The 15,214-nt window shown below is 57.9% G+C and carries 10 protein-coding genes and 6 pseudogenes; 7 read left to right on the top strand and 9 right to left on the bottom strand.

The features are described from left to right. Positions 1-107: 107 nt before the first annotated feature. The 4 genes and pseudogenes from ACPYOJ_RS31200 to ACPYOJ_RS31185 form a co-directional block, all read right to left on the bottom strand. Positions 108-360: pseudogene (locus ACPYOJ_RS31200) on the bottom strand (IS6 family transposase); the annotation flags it as partial. A gap of 188 nt (positions 361-548) precedes the next feature. After that, positions 549-1,775, bottom strand: coding sequence for an HlyD family secretion protein (locus ACPYOJ_RS31195; RefSeq protein WP_481419698.1), 1,227 nt, complete (start codon positions 1,773-1,775; stop codon positions 549-551). Between the two features lie 3 nt (positions 1,776-1,778). Then, positions 1,779-2,219 (bottom strand): hypothetical protein, encoded by a 441-nt coding sequence (locus ACPYOJ_RS31190; RefSeq protein ID WP_481419699.1) that lies wholly within the window; start codon positions 2,217-2,219, stop codon positions 1,779-1,781. 186 nt (positions 2,220-2,405) lie between these two features. Beyond that, a pseudogene (locus ACPYOJ_RS31185) lies at positions 2,406-2,618 on the bottom strand (catalase); the annotation flags it as partial. 74 nt (positions 2,619-2,692) lie between these two features. On the opposite strand from ACPYOJ_RS31185, the pseudogene ACPYOJ_RS31180 reads away from it, so the two are divergent. Then, positions 2,693-2,770, top strand: a pseudogene (locus tag ACPYOJ_RS31180) (IS6 family transposase); the annotation flags it as partial. 277 nt (positions 2,771-3,047) lie between these two features. On the opposite strand, the pseudogene ACPYOJ_RS31175 reads toward ACPYOJ_RS31180, so the two are convergent. Then, positions 3,048-3,183: pseudogene (locus ACPYOJ_RS31175) on the bottom strand (IS630 family transposase); the annotation flags it as partial. A 339-nt stretch (positions 3,184-3,522) separates the two neighbouring features. On the opposite strand from ACPYOJ_RS31175, the gene ACPYOJ_RS31170 reads away from it, so the two are divergent. Then, positions 3,523-3,720: a hypothetical protein gene (locus tag ACPYOJ_RS31170; RefSeq protein WP_481419697.1), complete on the top strand. Its 198-nt coding sequence runs from the start codon at positions 3,523-3,525 to the stop codon at positions 3,718-3,720. 100 nt (positions 3,721-3,820) lie between these two features. Continuing rightward, positions 3,821-5,200: a VOC family protein gene (locus tag ACPYOJ_RS31165; RefSeq protein ID WP_481419696.1), complete on the top strand. Its 1,380-nt coding sequence runs from the start codon at positions 3,821-3,823 to the stop codon at positions 5,198-5,200. A 1,274-nt stretch (positions 5,201-6,474) separates the two neighbouring features. Here the strand turns inward: ACPYOJ_RS31165 and ACPYOJ_RS31160 are convergent. Together ACPYOJ_RS31160 and ACPYOJ_RS31155 are read right to left on the bottom strand one after the other, a co-directional pair. Beyond that, the gene (locus tag ACPYOJ_RS31160) at positions 6,475-7,515 is read right to left on the bottom strand and encodes an IS110 family RNA-guided transposase (RefSeq protein ID WP_481419695.1); all 1,041 of its coding nucleotides are present in this window, start codon (positions 7,513-7,515) and stop codon (positions 6,475-6,477) included. A gap of 215 nt (positions 7,516-7,730) precedes the next feature. Continuing rightward, positions 7,731-8,120, bottom strand: a pseudogene (locus ACPYOJ_RS31155) (IS110 family transposase); the annotation flags it as partial. A 294-nt stretch (positions 8,121-8,414) separates the two neighbouring features. On the opposite strand from ACPYOJ_RS31155, the gene ACPYOJ_RS31150 reads away from it, so the two are divergent. From ACPYOJ_RS31150 to ACPYOJ_RS31140, 3 genes are all read left to right on the top strand, one after another. Then, entirely contained in the window at positions 8,415-9,842 is a 1,428-nt protein-coding gene (locus ACPYOJ_RS31150) for an MHYT domain-containing protein (protein WP_481419694.1), read from the top strand. Further along, the gene (locus ACPYOJ_RS31145) at positions 9,802-10,752 is read left to right on the top strand and encodes a putative bifunctional diguanylate cyclase/phosphodiesterase (protein ID WP_481419693.1); all 951 of its coding nucleotides are present in this window, start codon (positions 9,802-9,804) and stop codon (positions 10,750-10,752) included. Before ACPYOJ_RS31150 ends, ACPYOJ_RS31145 begins: the two co-directional genes overlap by 41 nt. 392 nt (positions 10,753-11,144) lie before the next feature. Next, the gene (locus ACPYOJ_RS31140) at positions 11,145-11,357 is read left to right on the top strand and encodes a hypothetical protein (RefSeq protein ID WP_481419692.1); all 213 of its coding nucleotides are present in this window, start codon (positions 11,145-11,147) and stop codon (positions 11,355-11,357) included. A 1,849-nt stretch (positions 11,358-13,206) separates the two neighbouring features. On the opposite strand, the gene ACPYOJ_RS31135 is transcribed toward ACPYOJ_RS31140, so the two are convergent. After that, positions 13,207-13,452: a DUF982 domain-containing protein gene (locus ACPYOJ_RS31135; RefSeq protein WP_481419691.1), complete on the bottom strand. Its 246-nt coding sequence runs from the start codon at positions 13,450-13,452 to the stop codon at positions 13,207-13,209. Positions 13,453-14,362: 910 nt separating this feature from the next. Further along, a pseudogene (locus ACPYOJ_RS31130) lies at positions 14,363-14,519 on the bottom strand (thermonuclease family protein); the annotation flags it as partial. A 466-nt stretch (positions 14,520-14,985) separates the two neighbouring features. Here ACPYOJ_RS31130 and ACPYOJ_RS31125 point away from each other — a divergent pair. Continuing rightward, positions 14,986-15,214 (top strand): hypothetical protein (locus ACPYOJ_RS31125; RefSeq protein WP_481419690.1); only part of this gene is annotated, 229 nt, incomplete at its 3' end.

Below are 15,214 nucleotides of genomic sequence, written 5' to 3'. Positions count from 1 at the left end.
TGGGTTCTCCCTTAACATCGGAGCGACAGGTTCCCGCGTTCCACATGAAAGCCTGGTGAAGAGTCACGCCGCCTTCAGGCTCCCACACTGCTGTGGGTGCCTCGCGGCACACTTTCGTCGAGATGCCAGACATCCCGGCGCGACGGCCGCCTGCGACGGAGTTGCTTTGCGTATGCCGGTCCGAATTTCCGACCCCATCGCCGGATCGTTTCATACGAAACGACAACTCCGCGCTCCAGCAGCATCTCCTCGACGAGGCGTAGGCTCAGCGGAAATCTGAAATACAGCCGGACCGCGTTCGAGATGATCTGTTGCGGGAAACGGTGGCGCTTGTAGCTGACGGCAGGATTCTTCATTCCACCGTTTCTATGTCCAATTCACTGACGTCGCGTTTATGTGACAACACCGCCAAGACTGAGTCGCGTCCTTTCGTCATGCGAAGGCACAAGTCCGCGATACTCGATTTCCCCAGGTAAACTCGGCTGGACCGGAATGCGCAGATCCTCGACGTTGGAACATTGCGATCCCCAAATTAAGGCGCTGCACTATCAATGACCCGATAACACGAGCGTCTGGACCGGCAACAGGACGGCCTGCATGCGCAGGATCATGGCATGCACGAGCCCGACCGTGTCGACCACGTGGAGGAACACCCAGCGCAGCGTGCCAACCGCCGGATCGGCGAGCGCGTCGTGGCTGTTGGTGTAGGCGTTGGCGATGCAACTGCTGCCAGGTGGGACATCATCCAGTCCACCTTCGAACAGTGGCTGCAGGAAGACTGTCAGCGTCCCCGGCGTGGTGATCTGCTGAACATCGACGAGCTGGTCCGTCGGTCGCAACTGGCCGGCGGCGATTACGTCCTGAACCTGGGTCACGACCAGCGGAATGATGGTGAACGGCTTGCCGATGCACGTGGCTTCGGCGATCATGCCCGGCTTCATCACCTGCGCCTCGATCTGGTCGAAGCCTGCAATCAGGGTGCCCTTGCCGGCACCCATCGGCACGAGAATGCCCGCGGGGCGAATCATCGTATTGACGACGTCGCCCGGCCGGAGCGTGAACTGCTGGACCGTGCCCGCGACGCCGGCCCGCACTAGCGTCTTGTCCAGCTCCACCTGTGCCTGGGCCAGAGCAGCTTCTGCGCTTGCCTTTTGGGCAGGCAACAGGGCGCTGATCTTGGCTTCAAGGGTCTGTTTTTTCGCGATCGCGGCCCCCAACGAGCCCTTGCGGCTTTCTATAGTGTTCGCCAGACGGTCGACCTCGCGACGCGCGACGGCATCCTTTGTGAGGAGTTGGGCCTTCATCTCGTATTCGTCTACGGCCACCTGAAGCGCGCCCTGCGCCTCCTGGATCTGCCCGTCCGCCGATGCAAGCTCGGTCTGAGTAACCGCGGCTTCGGCGTCGAGTTGCGCGATCTGCCGACGTGCTGTCTCCACGGCGGCTCGCTGCTGTGAATCATCAAGCCGGAAAAGCGGAGCGCCGGCAGCCACTTTGTCGCTGATTCCTACGTAGACCTCGTCGACACGCCCAACCGTCTCCGGCAGGATCGTCACCGTTCGGAATACCGCCGTCACGCTCTTCGTTGACGGGTGAAAGTAGAAGATCATCGTAATGAGGGAGATGGTAAGAAGAAGGCACGCGGTGATGCCCCATCGCAGCTCGTACCAGACGGTGTAGAGCGTGATCTCTTGCCCGATCCGCTTTCCCTGACCATAGCGTCGAAAGAGATAGTCGGGGAGGATCGTGATCATGGAGCAGAGGATGAGCTCGAACATGGATCAGATACCCTCTCCGGACGTGTCCGAATTGGACGGCCTCTGCGCTTGGACGGCTGGCTCCTCTGATATCAGGGCGGGGTCGCCGGTCGATTTTGCTTCTCTTCCTGAGAGCTTCGCGAGGGACTGGGCAATGGAATAAAGCGGCGTGGAAAAATCGGGAAACTCTATAAAAGCTAACAGCAAGCCCGCGATCCAAAACAGATGATTGTGCGTAAAGAGCGAGATCAGAGCCAGAACGGCAATGATCTCCATCTGCATCTTGTTAGTGCGATGCGCCATCCGTTCTGGGACGGCGTGAAGCTGGAAGTACAGATTGCCGATGACAAGGACGACCAGCACGAGGAATATGACGACGCCGACTAAGAGGTAGTCGGTTTGTCCGGGCGAGGTTATAAAGGTTGGTAGATGCTCGATCGCCGCCGGGTGAGTTACGTCTGCCATTCCTGCCACCTCGTGGGGGACTCGCCAGCGTCTGTGCGCAGTCTGCAATTCCGCCCGGATAGTAGCCGTTCCTGCAGCGCAGACAAGGTGGCCCCAGAACAATTGTTGAGCTTGGGTTCCCTGGCGAATGCGTCGAGCTTTAATAGATGAGATCGATCTGGCGCAATTCCTGTCCAGCGACGCGCGTTCGACCACGGCCATCGTCAACCTGTCGGCGAACTTCTGGTCGAAGAGTTGAATTCCCACTCAGGGAAATTTCCGGATTTGATCGAGTGCCAGAGATCGCGGCGATGGAAGTCAGGGTCGGCGCCATTTGATCTTCACGGCTTCGTTTCAGGCCACCGACTGCAGCCCGAGCTTCGGCTTCCAGTGGAACTTGACGAAGGTCGACGGGTCCTTGTAGTGATGGAACATCATCGCCCTGACATCTGAGCCTTTGGCTGATGCTCGTGGGCCTTTGCGGCTGACCGGCTCGGTCAGCCCCGCGCGTTAAACGTGACTTGATGCCGGCGGTCGAGCACCGGTCCCACAAGGGCTTGAACAATCGGGCCTCTCTATTCGGCCGGTTGAAGTCAAGCATGTTCACGTTTTCCGGTTCCAGGGCTTCAACGGTCCTGCGGGCTCTTGCTTTTCTTCGGAATCGGCACAATGGCCCTTCCATCATGGGGTCGGAAGAATGAAGCGGAACTATCTGAGAAGCGTCCTGCTACGCCCATAAGGCGCGGGGAGCATGCCCGATTTCGAACTCACCTCATTCTCGTCCCGCAAGGGCAGCCTTCCGCCCTGGTGCGAAAGCTCGTGTTCTTGTTTATGGATGCTCTCGATCGGCTAGAGCGGTTCATGTTTTGATGAAGCGTATCCTGCATTGGTGAAGTAGTTTGCGCATTCGCCTGGGTTGATGGCTCAACGAGGTGTCCAAGATGACGCCAGGTGTGTCGACGGTTCTTTTTTGAGCCTGCCGCATCAGTGCTTCATCTTAATAGCGGACATCCAAAATGGATAAATCCTCTGTTTCCTTTGTTCTCAGTCCGCGTACCATCATACCTGCGACATATGAAAAGTAGCTGTCCGCTCGGGAGGAGAGCGACTAGAGAGCTTGGTGAGGAGCCAGAGAAGATGCGTGCAGTTCGCGTTGCCGAGGTTGCCTCGCTGGACGATATGCGCCGGTTCAGTTCGGAAGATCCATTCGTGCGCCATAAGGTCTAGACCGTCAGTATTTACGAGTGGCGGCCGACGATAGGCAGCAACGCCTGACGTGCTCACTGAATTCCGATGCCGGCCAATTTTCTATGGAGGAGGGAAAATGAGAGCGGTAGGTCTTATCAACTGGGGCAAAGTCCGAGACTGGCTTGCGCAGGCAGGATGCGCCTGCAGCGGCTATTACGCCGAGTATGAGGCTTCGCGCCGGAGACCGCATCCGCGCCTACATCCCCTCCCCGCCAAGCATTCAAGCCGCGCCGCATCACCGATCGTCTGGAAGACGAACGAGCGCGAGCTCTAGCGCCAAGCCGGGATATATCTTCGTTGACTTACCACCTGCGGCGCTCGCGTCCACAGAACGGGCAACTCTATCGTGAACAACGCTGGAAAGACGCGCTTCGATGACGAACATCACCTCCATCGCTCCGAACCAGCGCATCAACGCCATCATCGCCACGATCGGGACAAATGCGCTGCTTTATGGCGTCGTCTTCGCAGTTTCAGGGGGCGTGCGCTCCATCACCACCAACCTTCTGGCGGCCATTGCCGGCGGAGAGATATTCGGCGCGCCGAACTCCGTCCTCTTTGATCTCGCGGCGATGCTGGTCGTGTTCTTCAAGTTGAAGAAGGCAATTGCGGGACGCAGGTTCGAGGCCATCGGCGCAAACCCGCTTGCAGGACGGGCGGCCGGCCTGCGGGTGCGCCTACATCAGATGATGGCCTATGTCTGGGCGCAGCTGCTTTATTGCCTGGCCGGCCTCCTGATTGCCGGCATCACGCGCGAACCGACGGCGTTTCAGGGCGATACCTTGCGAAGGATCGGTCTTCAGATCGATATCACTTATATCGCCGGCTATATTGCATGTTCGGTTCTGACCGGCTTCGGTGCCATCATGCTGATGGCGCAGATCGGCGTCAGCGACCCCAGACAGGGCATCAACTACACTCTCTCGAGCATCACGGCGGTGGTACTCGGCGGGACGAGTCTTGCCGGTGGCCGCGGCACCTTCATCGGGACCGTGCTTGGCGCTGTCCTTCTCACCGAGGTTGCTCAGCGCCGTGACTTTCCTGAACCTGTCGAAGACCTATCAGTACCTCTTCCAGGGCGTCCTGATCGTCGTCGCGGCTCTGATCTATTCGGCGGTCCGAGGCCACCGGGCCGGCCGGTGACGACGCGAGCCTTCAAGGCGCAGCGCGATCGCCTCCGCCAATTTTTCCAAAAATCTAACCCATGCGGGCGCCGCCCGCTTTCCACAAGGAGGAAAAACATGACGAACAAAGTCTACGGTATGCATCATATCGGTATCACCGTGCCGAACATCGAAGAAGGCATCGCTTTCTTCAAAGCGGTGTTCGGCGCGGTTGAAGTTTTCCGCACCGGCCCATTCAATGTCGATCAGGACTTCATGACCAAGAAAATCGGCGCCGCCCCGCAGTCGAAGATCCGTGACCTCGTCTTCCTACGCTGCGGTGCGGGCACGAGTGTCGAGCTTTTCGAATACAGCGGCGAGGAGGTAACCCCGCTCAAACGGCCCTCCGAAGTCGGCGGAGTGCACATGTGTTTCGAGGTGGAGGATGTTCACGCGTCTGTGGAACGCCTGCGAGTTCAGGGCATCGAGCTGCTGGAAGGGCCAAACCTCATCACCGAGGGACCGCTGGCGGGTTTTGACTGGATATACCTGCGCTCGCCCTGGGGCCTGCTTCTCGAAGTCGCCAGCTTCGACCAGCTGGGATACGAGGATGCCTCAGAGACCAAGCTTTGGCGGGCAAAGACCGCGTGATAAATGCGGGGCGATCTCGTCGCGTAAGTCGCCGAAGGGCGCGCCTTCAAATGATGCTAAATCTACAATTCTCCGCGTCCGGTCAAAGGAAGACCGATCATGTCCCGACGCCTGTAGCTGCAACCTAGCGAAGCCGAGCGCCCGCGCGTTTGATAGCGCTGTAGCGGGTGATCGGCTTTGCTGAGCGGCCATCAGTGTTTTCCGCTAGGGTGTGGTTGTTCAAGACACAACCTGACGGAAAGATCACCGATGACCAATGACATGATGAACGTGCGGACGCTTGTTGAGTAGAGCCCAGGAAGCTCGACCGGGCGTCGTCAGCTGGGTTGCATAAGTAGATTGGCCCTAAATTTACCGGATGCGGGTGTCAACCGCAGGCCGGGCTATGGCAATGCCCATGGCGAAACAACAAAGTGAGCTTCAGAAGCCCGAAACAGATATCGCTTCCAGTTGCGTAATGGCGTGGGAGCACGAAGGAGCAATCAGAGGCAGCAAGGCTCGTCTTTCTTCCTGCCGGGTTCTCGAAGAGACCCGAGACGGGACCGGCTCTTATGCCCCATCTCCCGCATTGCACGGGGTACGGCCCACCGCCTAGCGCACAAGGTTGGAAGTCGGAAGACGGGAACTTGAATTGTCTGCCCGGTTGGAAGCCGGACTCGCTGCGACGGCTAGATATGGATAACACCAAGGGCGGAGCTTTCGTAGTTGTCGGAGTGTGGGACAGCCACGCACAGGGCGAAGGAAAGCAGGAAGACGATAGGCGGCTCGGCTCAAAGGCCACCACCGGAACCAAGACAAGTTCCATAATAGCGTTCCCGCAAAATATTGATTGTTCAGGTGCTTAGACATCTGATCGAGGTGTCGCCGGTTCGAATCCGATCACATCAGGATTTTTGTCAACGGTTCATTGATGTGGCATCGAATTTCTCCTTCGTAATCGGATCCATGGTCTGAGCCCATAGCAACTACCAGCTCGTTCTCGAGCCTGTACAATCTCATATGTGGAACGGCCCGCGGTGCAAGCGGCTTTTCAATCGATTTCCCACACGCGGACGATGCGTTCATATGTACGGCCTTGAAGCGCGGTACATGACCGCTGGCCTCGATGAGATCCGCGAAACGAGGAGCTAAATCACATCCACGCACTTTTAGTGCAGTGAGATTGGCGGCTTCGCTCGTTCCGGGATTTCGTCCCATGGGGTTCATCGTTTGTAGTTGCACCTTGCATCTGCCGGCCTACGCCGGTCAGATTGGTTTGTGGGTCATAATATTCATCAGGCAGCTGCAGTGATCGAGGGTGGCTCAGGATGATTGTAAATCCCGCCCTTATTCAGAAGCGCCCAGATGATCCGCGCCGTCTTATTTGCCAACGCGACAGCGGCCACCTTGAAAGGGCGCCTGGCGAGTAGCGCTTTCAGCCACGGTCGTGCCCGATCATCATTCCGGGCAATCCGCAGAACGGCTGTCGCTCCGAGGACCAGGAGAACACGGAGTTCCGGATTACCCATTTTAGAGATTCCGCCCAATCGCTCCTTGCCTCCGCTGGAATGGGGCCTCGGTGTCAATCCAACCCAGGCGGCGAAGTGGCGCCCCGATTTGAATCCGCCGGGATCCGGAACCAAGGCCTTTATTGTCGCCGCGGTGATGGCGCCGACCCCGGGGATTGTTGTCAGTCGGCGCATGCCTTCGTCGCGCTTCGATTCCTTAACAATGGTACGTTCGAACTCCTCGATCTGATCAGCCAAGGTGTCGATCTGGTCGGCAATAGCCGTCAGTGCGAAGCGTGCTGCTGCAGGCAGTCGAGTGTCTTCACCTTCCCGAACGATGGCCACCAGCGCTGGAACGCTGGCAAGGCCGCCGGCCGCGATGATACCCAGTTCGGCCAGATGTGAACGCAAGGCGTTGACCGACTGCGTTCTCTGGTGCACCAGAAGAGCGCGCGTTTTCAGCACCATTGCGTCTGATTGCTGATCGGCTGATTTGATCGGGACAAAGCGCATGGTTTTGCGGATCACCGCCTCGCTGATGGCTTCCGCATCGGCCGCATCCGTCTTGCCGCGCTTGACGAAAGGTTTGACGTAAGCCGGCGGAATGAGCCGCACATCATGACCGAGCTTCGCAATTTCACGCGCCCAATAATGTGCTCCACCGCATGCTTCCATGCCGACCAGGCAAGGAGGAATTTTCTCGAAGAAGCGTAGCACTTCACTGCGCCGCAGTTTTCGATTGAACAAGGGTGAGCCTTCGATATCGGCGCCGTGAACTTGGAAAACGTGTTTGGCCAAGTCCAGCCCGATAGTGCTAGCATGTTTCATGGAACGGTCCCTCCTTTGTGGCGTTCGAGCAACGGCCACGTTTTAGCACTTGATGCTGTCGGAGCGGGCCGTTCCACCTCATCACATCCGGTCGCCGCTTGTCGCGGCTGCACCACTATCCCGCTTTCGACAGGGACGGGCTCAGGAGAACGGGACCAATCTCAAGATCGGCGGGTAAGGCCAAACGGATTCTCGGTTCGCTCACCTGGATCCGTCAACGTTTCACCGTCGATGCGGTCCGTCTTCGCGCGGCGATGTCGACGAGGCATGGCAATGGATGCGGCCTCCACCATATGGCTCTCGATCCAAGCTTCCTTGCTCAGCACTCGCCCCAGCCAGAAGCCATCAAGCCCGGCCTCCTGGATCATCACTAGCGGATAAAGCCTATCTTTACGCCGCTGCGCTTTCTGGCGAAGAGCGGCAAAACACGAGAACAAGCCGGCGATATCGCCTCCGGTGACTGTATGACGAGACATCTTCTCGCTTCCCGGCGAGAGAGCCGTCACGAGCCATGTCGATTTACTCAATTCCAACGAGATGAAAATTGCTCCAAGATCAACGGGGGTAGCGGTCTGTGCTTGAGTTTGATCTGCTGTTATCGGCATGATTGGCCTCCAGAGAGTTTTCTAGCGACCTCACTCTGACACGGTGCAGGCCGCTATCCACCCTGATGGGATCTCACATGCTCAAGAGCTGTAATCGCACGCAACGCGGATCTCACATCAGGATGTCTATCCGATTGATGCGACCCGCATTTCAAAGCGACTACCAATTAAGACGTTAACCGGCGAGGCTCGGTGGTCCCGGCCGTCAGCTTTTCAAGCATTCCATTAAAAATCTAATGACTCCGATAACCCTGGGGTCAGGCTTCGCATGAAAGGATGCCAGCGGAGGTGGCGATGTTCCGACTGGTTTCCTGTATTACTGAGCAGCACAACTGGCTGCTTCTGCTTGTCGCAGTCTGCGTTTGCGCCGCGGGCAATCTCGCCGGGATCTTCATGCTCTCTCGCGCGCGCCAGTGCGTCAAGGCGCACCGGAACCTCTGGCTCGGCATTGCCGGAATCGTGCTTGGAGGCACGATCTGGGCTACCCACTTCATTGCAATGCTGTCGTACAGTATTCCCGTATCGTACCGCGTCACCGAAACAGGATTATCCATAGTGGCGGCGGTCGCGCTCTCTTGTCTCGCCACTTTTTCATCCCTGTACGTCACGGGCCGGCAGGGTGCGGTTGTCGGAGGAATCCTTCTGGGTCTGGCAATTGCCACGATGCATGCCCTCGGGCTCAGCGCCATCAGCGCTTCTGTCTTCATAGAAACCGACGCGACGACAGCCGTTGCGGCATGGGTGCTGGGCGGCGCGTTCGCGGTCGGCGCAATGCTGCTTCTTTCCCACCGGATCACCGGCGGCAGGCTCGTTCTCGCCTCCTTGCTGATCGTTGCCGCAGTTTGCAGCCATCACATGATCTCAATGAGTGGCCTCAATGTCGTCCCGTTATATCCGGGCGCACCGGACGCCCTGACTTTCCTCGACAGAGTGGGCATCGCAGTCGGCGTTTGTACCGTGTCCAGCCTGTTGATTGCCACCGGCATCGCGGCACTCTTCTTCGATCGGCACCTGACAGATGTCAAAGGACTCGCAAACGCAACGTTCGAAGCCGTTGTGCTGACCCGCGCCGGGAAGATCGTTCACGCTAACGAGCGGTTTGCAGAGTTGACGGGGAGGCCGGTCGCGGACCTCAAATCCCGCCTTCTCGGTGATTTTCTGTTCGACCGACAAGGATCCCAAGGCCTCCTCAACTCACCGAATGGGTCGCTTCCAATCGAAATCGTCGAGGGCGTCATAGAATACCGAGGCCGCGAAACGTCTGTGTTCGGTTTGCGCGATATCAGTGAGCGCCTGGAGACCAACCGGCAGCTGCTCCATCTTGCCTCCCATGATCCATTGACCGGCCTCCTGAACCGGCGTGCGTTCAGTATTAAAGCTGATAAGGCCATCGCCGAAGCGGTGGCGGGTGGAGCTGGTTTGTCGCTCCTTACACTTGATCTCGATCGCTTCAAGTCGATCAACGACGTTCATGGTCACGCAGACGGCGATTTGGTCTTGCAGAAAGTCGCTGAGGTTCTGAATGCCTCTTTTGAAGAGCCGGCAATCATAGGACGGATCGGCGGGGACGAATTCTCGGTTTTGTTGCCCGGACGCCTGGCCTTTGCCGCAGAGGACTATGCATTCAACTTTATGACAAACTTCAAGTCGGCATTTAACACACACGGCAGGAGCATTGGGCGTGAGCGTCGGGGTAGCCAGGTTCCCGGAGCACGGAGATGAGTTGAAGCAACTGCAGAACAATGCCGACGCTGCCTTATATCGTGCAAAGTCCCAAGGAAAAGGGAGGATATGCGCATTCGACGGCTTCCTGGACCAGCAACTGCGGACGCAGCGGCGATTGGAAGAAGAACTTCGAAGGGCGCCAGACACCGGTGAACTCTTCCTGCTCTACCAGCCCATAATTGAGACAGCCTCGGGGATCCCTAGAGGCTACGAGGCGCTTTTGCGATGGCGCCATCCCAGCTACGGTGTCCTCTCGCCAGCAGTGTTCATCGGAGCTGCTGAGGAGAGTGGCTCTATCGTGGAAATCGGGAGGTGGGTCCTGCAAGAGGCTTGCAGGGTGGCTGCGTCCTGGGACGACAGGCTGTTCATTGCTGTCAACATCTCAGCACGGCAGTTGCTTTCTGCCGAGTTGGTTGATCATGTGACGGACGCACTCGAGATGAGCCGGCTTTCTCCTGAAAGACTGGAGCTGGAGATCACAGAGACATCGCTGCTTGAGGATAGCGCCGACGTGGCGCGCTGCCTTGAGGCACTGCACGCGCTGGGTGTCAAACTCGTTATGGACGACTACGGCAGCGGTTACTCGTCGATGACCAACCTCAGACGCTATCCCTTCCACAAAGTGAAGATAGACCGTAGCTATGTAGCCGCTCTTGAAGAGGATCCGGTTGCCGAGGTTATCATCGACTGCGCAATGGCACTCGGGAAGAGCCTAGAACTGGCCGTCGTTATCGAAGGTATCGAGACTGAAAAGCAGCGCGCGCGGATGGCCGTTAAGGCTCCGGAGCAGTTGCAGGGTTTCCTCTTCGGGCGCCCGGATCCGGAGGGCGGAAGGCTCTCAGGCTCGCATGAGGCAAGCCGGGGCGAGCGAGATGTATCGCCAAAACCCGCGTTTACAATTCGTTAATCATGATCTGCTAAGTTCATTGTCTCGACGCGGTTCTCCTCCCTCCGCTGTCGATCAGAAAAACTGGGCCGCGAGACATTGTCTCCGGCCCTTTTTCATGCCGGGTCCGACGATGAGCAAGACGCAAGCTCCTGCCTGTCGACACTGCTCCCGTTTTGTCATTTCGTCGGAGAACGCTGGGCAACAATCCAAGGTGCCGATCTGCCCGAACTATCCGAACAGATTTACATTCGCTACTTGGCCGGCCATTCGCTCCGCAATTGCCCCATCATGGCTTTGCCGCCTCAAAGCCTTTTGAACGCGGCGGCGGCGACATAGTCGATCGGCTTTCGCCGGTCAAGCACGCATAGAGCATTTGAAGGGCAGGGCGCGCAGGAATGGACGGAGACACCATGCAGATCGAAGTCGAGAAACCGAAGATCAACCCGGCGCATTTCATCGCCATCATAGGCGCCGCTCTTGTCAACGCGTTCATCATTGGCGGGGTATGGGCAGTCTTAACCGCGACATCGCCGATATCCGAAACGCTCAAGAGCGGACACAGAAGGTTCTCGACGACACCCAGCAGCAGATGTCGCAAATTCCGCCGCTCTCATTCTAGGTGACGATAGCGCTTGAGGCGACGGCGGAAAACAAGAAGGGGATCGAGGCGGCAAACGCGCGCGTCGATCGCGTGGTGGAATCCCTCGGGGAAACTCGACACCGCGATCGAGAGCATTAACAAGGTCGCGACCCGCGTCGAGGTATTAAGCAGCAAGCTCGATGATGCTCAAGAGCGAGCGAACAAGACCATGTTCAGGACTCCAATAGTTCGGCCTTAGCGGCTGTGCGAGAGCTCGTCCAAATCTTGCCAAATGGCGGAGCCCTCGCACGCTCTGCGGCAAGGGAGGATCTCGGAAAACCCTCGCGGCATGGTGGAGGCAGACAACGGAGCTAGGGGCCGCCCATAAGACGCCGTAGAATATCTTCATCCCTTACTCCATTCTGGTAAAAGTGGATGATCTGCGTGGCGAGCTCGTCGCGGGCCTCCCAACTGGTAACGTGCTTTGCCTCACACACCTGATCAAAGACGCGCTGACACATCGCCACGTCCTCCTCCTGCATCGGTATCTGGTCTGAAGATATTCGCGTTTGGATCATCAAAGGCGCACCCGAACCTCGCTATCTGAATTGTAGGATGCAGAGGGGGAAATGGAAAGGGGTACGACCAGGGCTCGTCCAAACGTGTCAGAAATGGCGAGCCCTGTCGCAGACCACGGCGCGCACTGGTCGGACCTTATCGCTTTGCCGTGGCAGGGGCGCTGCGCATCAGCGTCGAGAGTCAGGTAGGCGGAAAAGGCCGCGGGTCAATGATCAACTGGCATTACGCTACCAGTGAGTGGCAGTCGGGACCGCGACCAACCAGCTCAATGTACTGGTTCACTGTCGGGCGTCGGCCCGTCTCCCGGGCCTAACCAACCGAACAGCCAAGCAAGCAGAAAAGCCAGTGCGACAGCGAGCACGATCAGGATCCACACACCCAAGGTGCGCCTTGGTGGCTTGCCGGAATACCGAGCAGGATCAGTCATTGATCCCCCCGAAGGTGTTCGGGAAACGTGGCCGCGCGCCACCAGGATGGGCGATTATCACTGGTGGCTGAGATAGAGGGCTATCCGCGCGGCCATCGTAACTAACGCTAGGGATAGGCGAGCGTTCCAGTCGACTAGGGTGCGGACAAAAGAAACCCCGCCTGCCGTGGGAGGTGATTGCGGGGTCAGGTCGCCAGAACTGCTGCCGGCTGGATGCGCTGCTAGGAGAGGCAATATGCGCAGTCCACAAAATAAACGAGCCGAGCAGGCTCTAGGTTCCAGTTCTGTCAAGGACACGACCTATCTGGGATGTACGACCAAGGGCCCGTCCAAAAGGGTCGGAGAATGGCGAGCCCTTGGTCTTATGGCGGCCTCGGGATAGTGGGGAACACCGTGGCCGTCATGCGCTGTGCTGGGGGGCTACAGCGCTTAAAAATAAAGCTCCGGGGAGCGTGCTCGTCAATAATTAATTTCGATTAGGATCGAAGGGCCCGCTCCTACGGAAAAGCGAGCCCTTGCCGCGCCTCCTGTGTCCCTAGCCATTCAGCGCGGAATTGACCACGCGGCACCCGGAGAGGGGTGTCATCCGGGTTGAACAGAAGAACTGCCGCGCACCCCAGGCGCGCCAAACCAGGCAGGTTCTGCAATGTTCCCAAAAAAGCACCGCCGAAGCGGGGCAGAAAAGGTGTCCGCGCGGCACCAGGGAAGAGGGCTGCGGCTCCAACATCACTGGCGACTGTGGTAAGGAAGACTACCGGGCGACCGTCATCCAAACGCTCGGACAGGCAACCGTTCCCGTCCGGTAGCGTACGAACAAAAGAGACCCCGCTGGCTGGTGAGCGGTTGCGGGGTCAGGTCGCCATTACGAGTTGCTGAGGAGGCAGGATCAGTATCGCATCCATAGCCCAGCTTCTCTGGCGGCGGCAATAAAAGCGGTTCGCGCAGCCTCGTGCGACGTACGATCGTCGAGCGCCGCTTGACAAACATTTTGTGCACGAAAGAAAGCCGGACCGAACGTGGACCACCGGGTTGTAAGCAAAGTCAAGGCTGCCCGTGGGCCTGTGATTACCTCGCACCGCTCACCGGGCCTCAGTTGCAATTCAACATTGGTGGCCCAGTGACCGTCATCCATAACCGTACCTCGTAAGATGATGAGCGGTTAACAACAGCGGCGCTGTTCGGAAGTTCCGGCCTTCCCTGACTTGCTGATATCAGTTGGTGGAAGACGAAAGGGAATCAGCGCGTGGAGCAGAGGACCGCGCGGCCTTCCGAGGGCAAGGAAGGGTCAAAGCACGCCACGCGATCCCAACGGCTAGAACAATGAAAGCATCGCAAGGTTCCGGTGCGGTAGCGTACCGATCGCAATCGGCTCATACGACGTTGAACAGCGCGGCCAAACTCCCGATGACTTCGGCAAATAGCTTGCCTTACTCAGGCGGTGGGCCGTCATTCCCCCGGCTGCGAAGCCGAGCCTCACGTAACCTCGCGGTCTTGGCTTCGCGTTGAAGGCGTTCCGTTTCGAGAATGGTTTTGGCAACTTTATTGGTTGCTTCCAGCCTCGCTTGTTGCTCGCTTGCAGATCGGCTACCCAACTGTTCTTCCGTTGCAACTGGTATCATCCCGCGATTAGGGGATGCTGTGTTAACGGGCTGCTTAAACACCAGTCATTTCTATGCCCAGATCCCCACTTTCGAGAGAAGCCTTCCCGCAACAGCGTCTTGCCGATCTCTTGCGTGGGCATAGCCTATGTTATGGAGACCGCACGACGTTGAAAGTTCGTTGTCGGATTTTCCGATAGTGACGCCGCCAGTACCGCGATCACGCCTTTTCGCGTGAGTGGCTTTTAGCCTCACGCATAAACCATTCGTTGAGACCAGCAATTTTAAACTCCTTCCATTTCAAAGATGGATTTCACCATGCCTGATTGGTTTCGATACATCGTTTTCATCGGCTTTATCGCATTGGGTTTCGGGTGTGCCCTGGTCACTTACTGGCTTTCTTCCCGGCGGTGACATACGCTCACGCCAGCTTCCGTTCGTGATGCACTTCCCGTGCGATCCGATCTCCGGCGTGTCAATGCCCGAGGCGAACGGAACACCTTCCCCCAGCAATTCGCATGTTCTGACCACTCGGCAGGCATTTCACCATGTCGCCGTCCACGGCAATGATGGACGCGCATACCAGCAGTTCGGTTATCAATGCATTCCCCTATGCAGCGAGCGACAAACTGCCGCTCCTGTAATTTCCAGCATCGCTACTATTCTTTTGGCAATGTCCAAAAGTTCTGTCCACGTTGCCCTTTCATTGTCAGTTAGGTCCTCGTTATGACCGCGCTGGCTATCGCTTTGAGAATGGGGACACACGCCTTCGTCGGTCCCGATTTAGAGATGGTCACCCGTTAGAGCGATGCGGAGGCAGCCCGCGTAGCAGCCCCATTCTGTGCAGCGGATGCCGTTGGCGTCCTCGTGGTCGCACAGGTGATTCTCGTGAATGTTAGCGCCGAGGAAACCGCTGCCCATCGCGAGGAATGTTCGCCTTGGTGATCCAAAACCATCCGCACTGCTCGGGCCCGGACTTCCGGTGAAAATTTGTTCGTTGTCTTGCTCATATCGGCTCCACTTTCTCAGAAGTTGGAGCCTCCGGCAAACCCGGCGCGGTTCATATCGTGTGGATGACGTATGACCAGGCGAAGCTCAACGGTTTCCCTGACTTCTTCTTCGAGCTCCGCGGCGCACGCCTTTACGACCCCCGCAAGGACTCGACCGTCGGCGGTGTCGGTCCTCATCGCTGGGACGATTCGACGTCCACTCGTGCAGAAGTACAATTACCGCCGCGGGTTTCCGCTGCCTTCACGGCGGCTAGCGCACCATCCACAGCCCGCATTGCGGTTCAGC

Source organism: Rhizobium sp. SVR5-9E (assembly GCF_056755095.1).
The sequence above is the reverse complement of the archived record's forward strand: the minus strand, read 5'-3'. Positions and strand labels throughout refer to the sequence as shown.

What these genes read in the sequence shown, in the direction of transcription:
- ACPYOJ_RS31195 (WP_481419698.1), bottom strand. Translation starts at nt 1,775, where the DNA reads ATGTTCGAGCTCATCCTCTGCTCCATGATCACGATCCTCCCCGACTAT.
- ACPYOJ_RS31190 (WP_481419699.1), bottom strand. Translation starts at nt 2,219, where the DNA reads ATGGCAGACGTAACTCACCCGGCGGCGATCGAGCATCTACCAACCTTT.
- ACPYOJ_RS31170 (WP_481419697.1), top strand. Translation starts at nt 3,523, where the DNA reads ATGAGAGCGGTAGGTCTTATCAACTGGGGCAAAGTCCGAGACTGGCTT.
- ACPYOJ_RS31165 (WP_481419696.1), top strand. Translation starts at nt 3,821, where the DNA reads ATGACGAACATCACCTCCATCGCTCCGAACCAGCGCATCAACGCCATC.
- ACPYOJ_RS31160 (WP_481419695.1), bottom strand. Translation starts at nt 7,515, where the DNA reads ATGAAACATGCTAGCACTATCGGGCTGGACTTGGCCAAACACGTTTTC.
- ACPYOJ_RS31150 (WP_481419694.1), top strand. Translation starts at nt 8,415, where the DNA reads ATGTTCCGACTGGTTTCCTGTATTACTGAGCAGCACAACTGGCTGCTT.
- ACPYOJ_RS31140 (WP_481419692.1), top strand. Translation starts at nt 11,145, where the DNA reads ATGCAGATCGAAGTCGAGAAACCGAAGATCAACCCGGCGCATTTCATC.
- ACPYOJ_RS31135 (WP_481419691.1), bottom strand. Translation starts at nt 13,452, where the DNA reads ATGGATGACGGTCACTGGGCCACCAATGTTGAATTGCAACTGAGGCCC.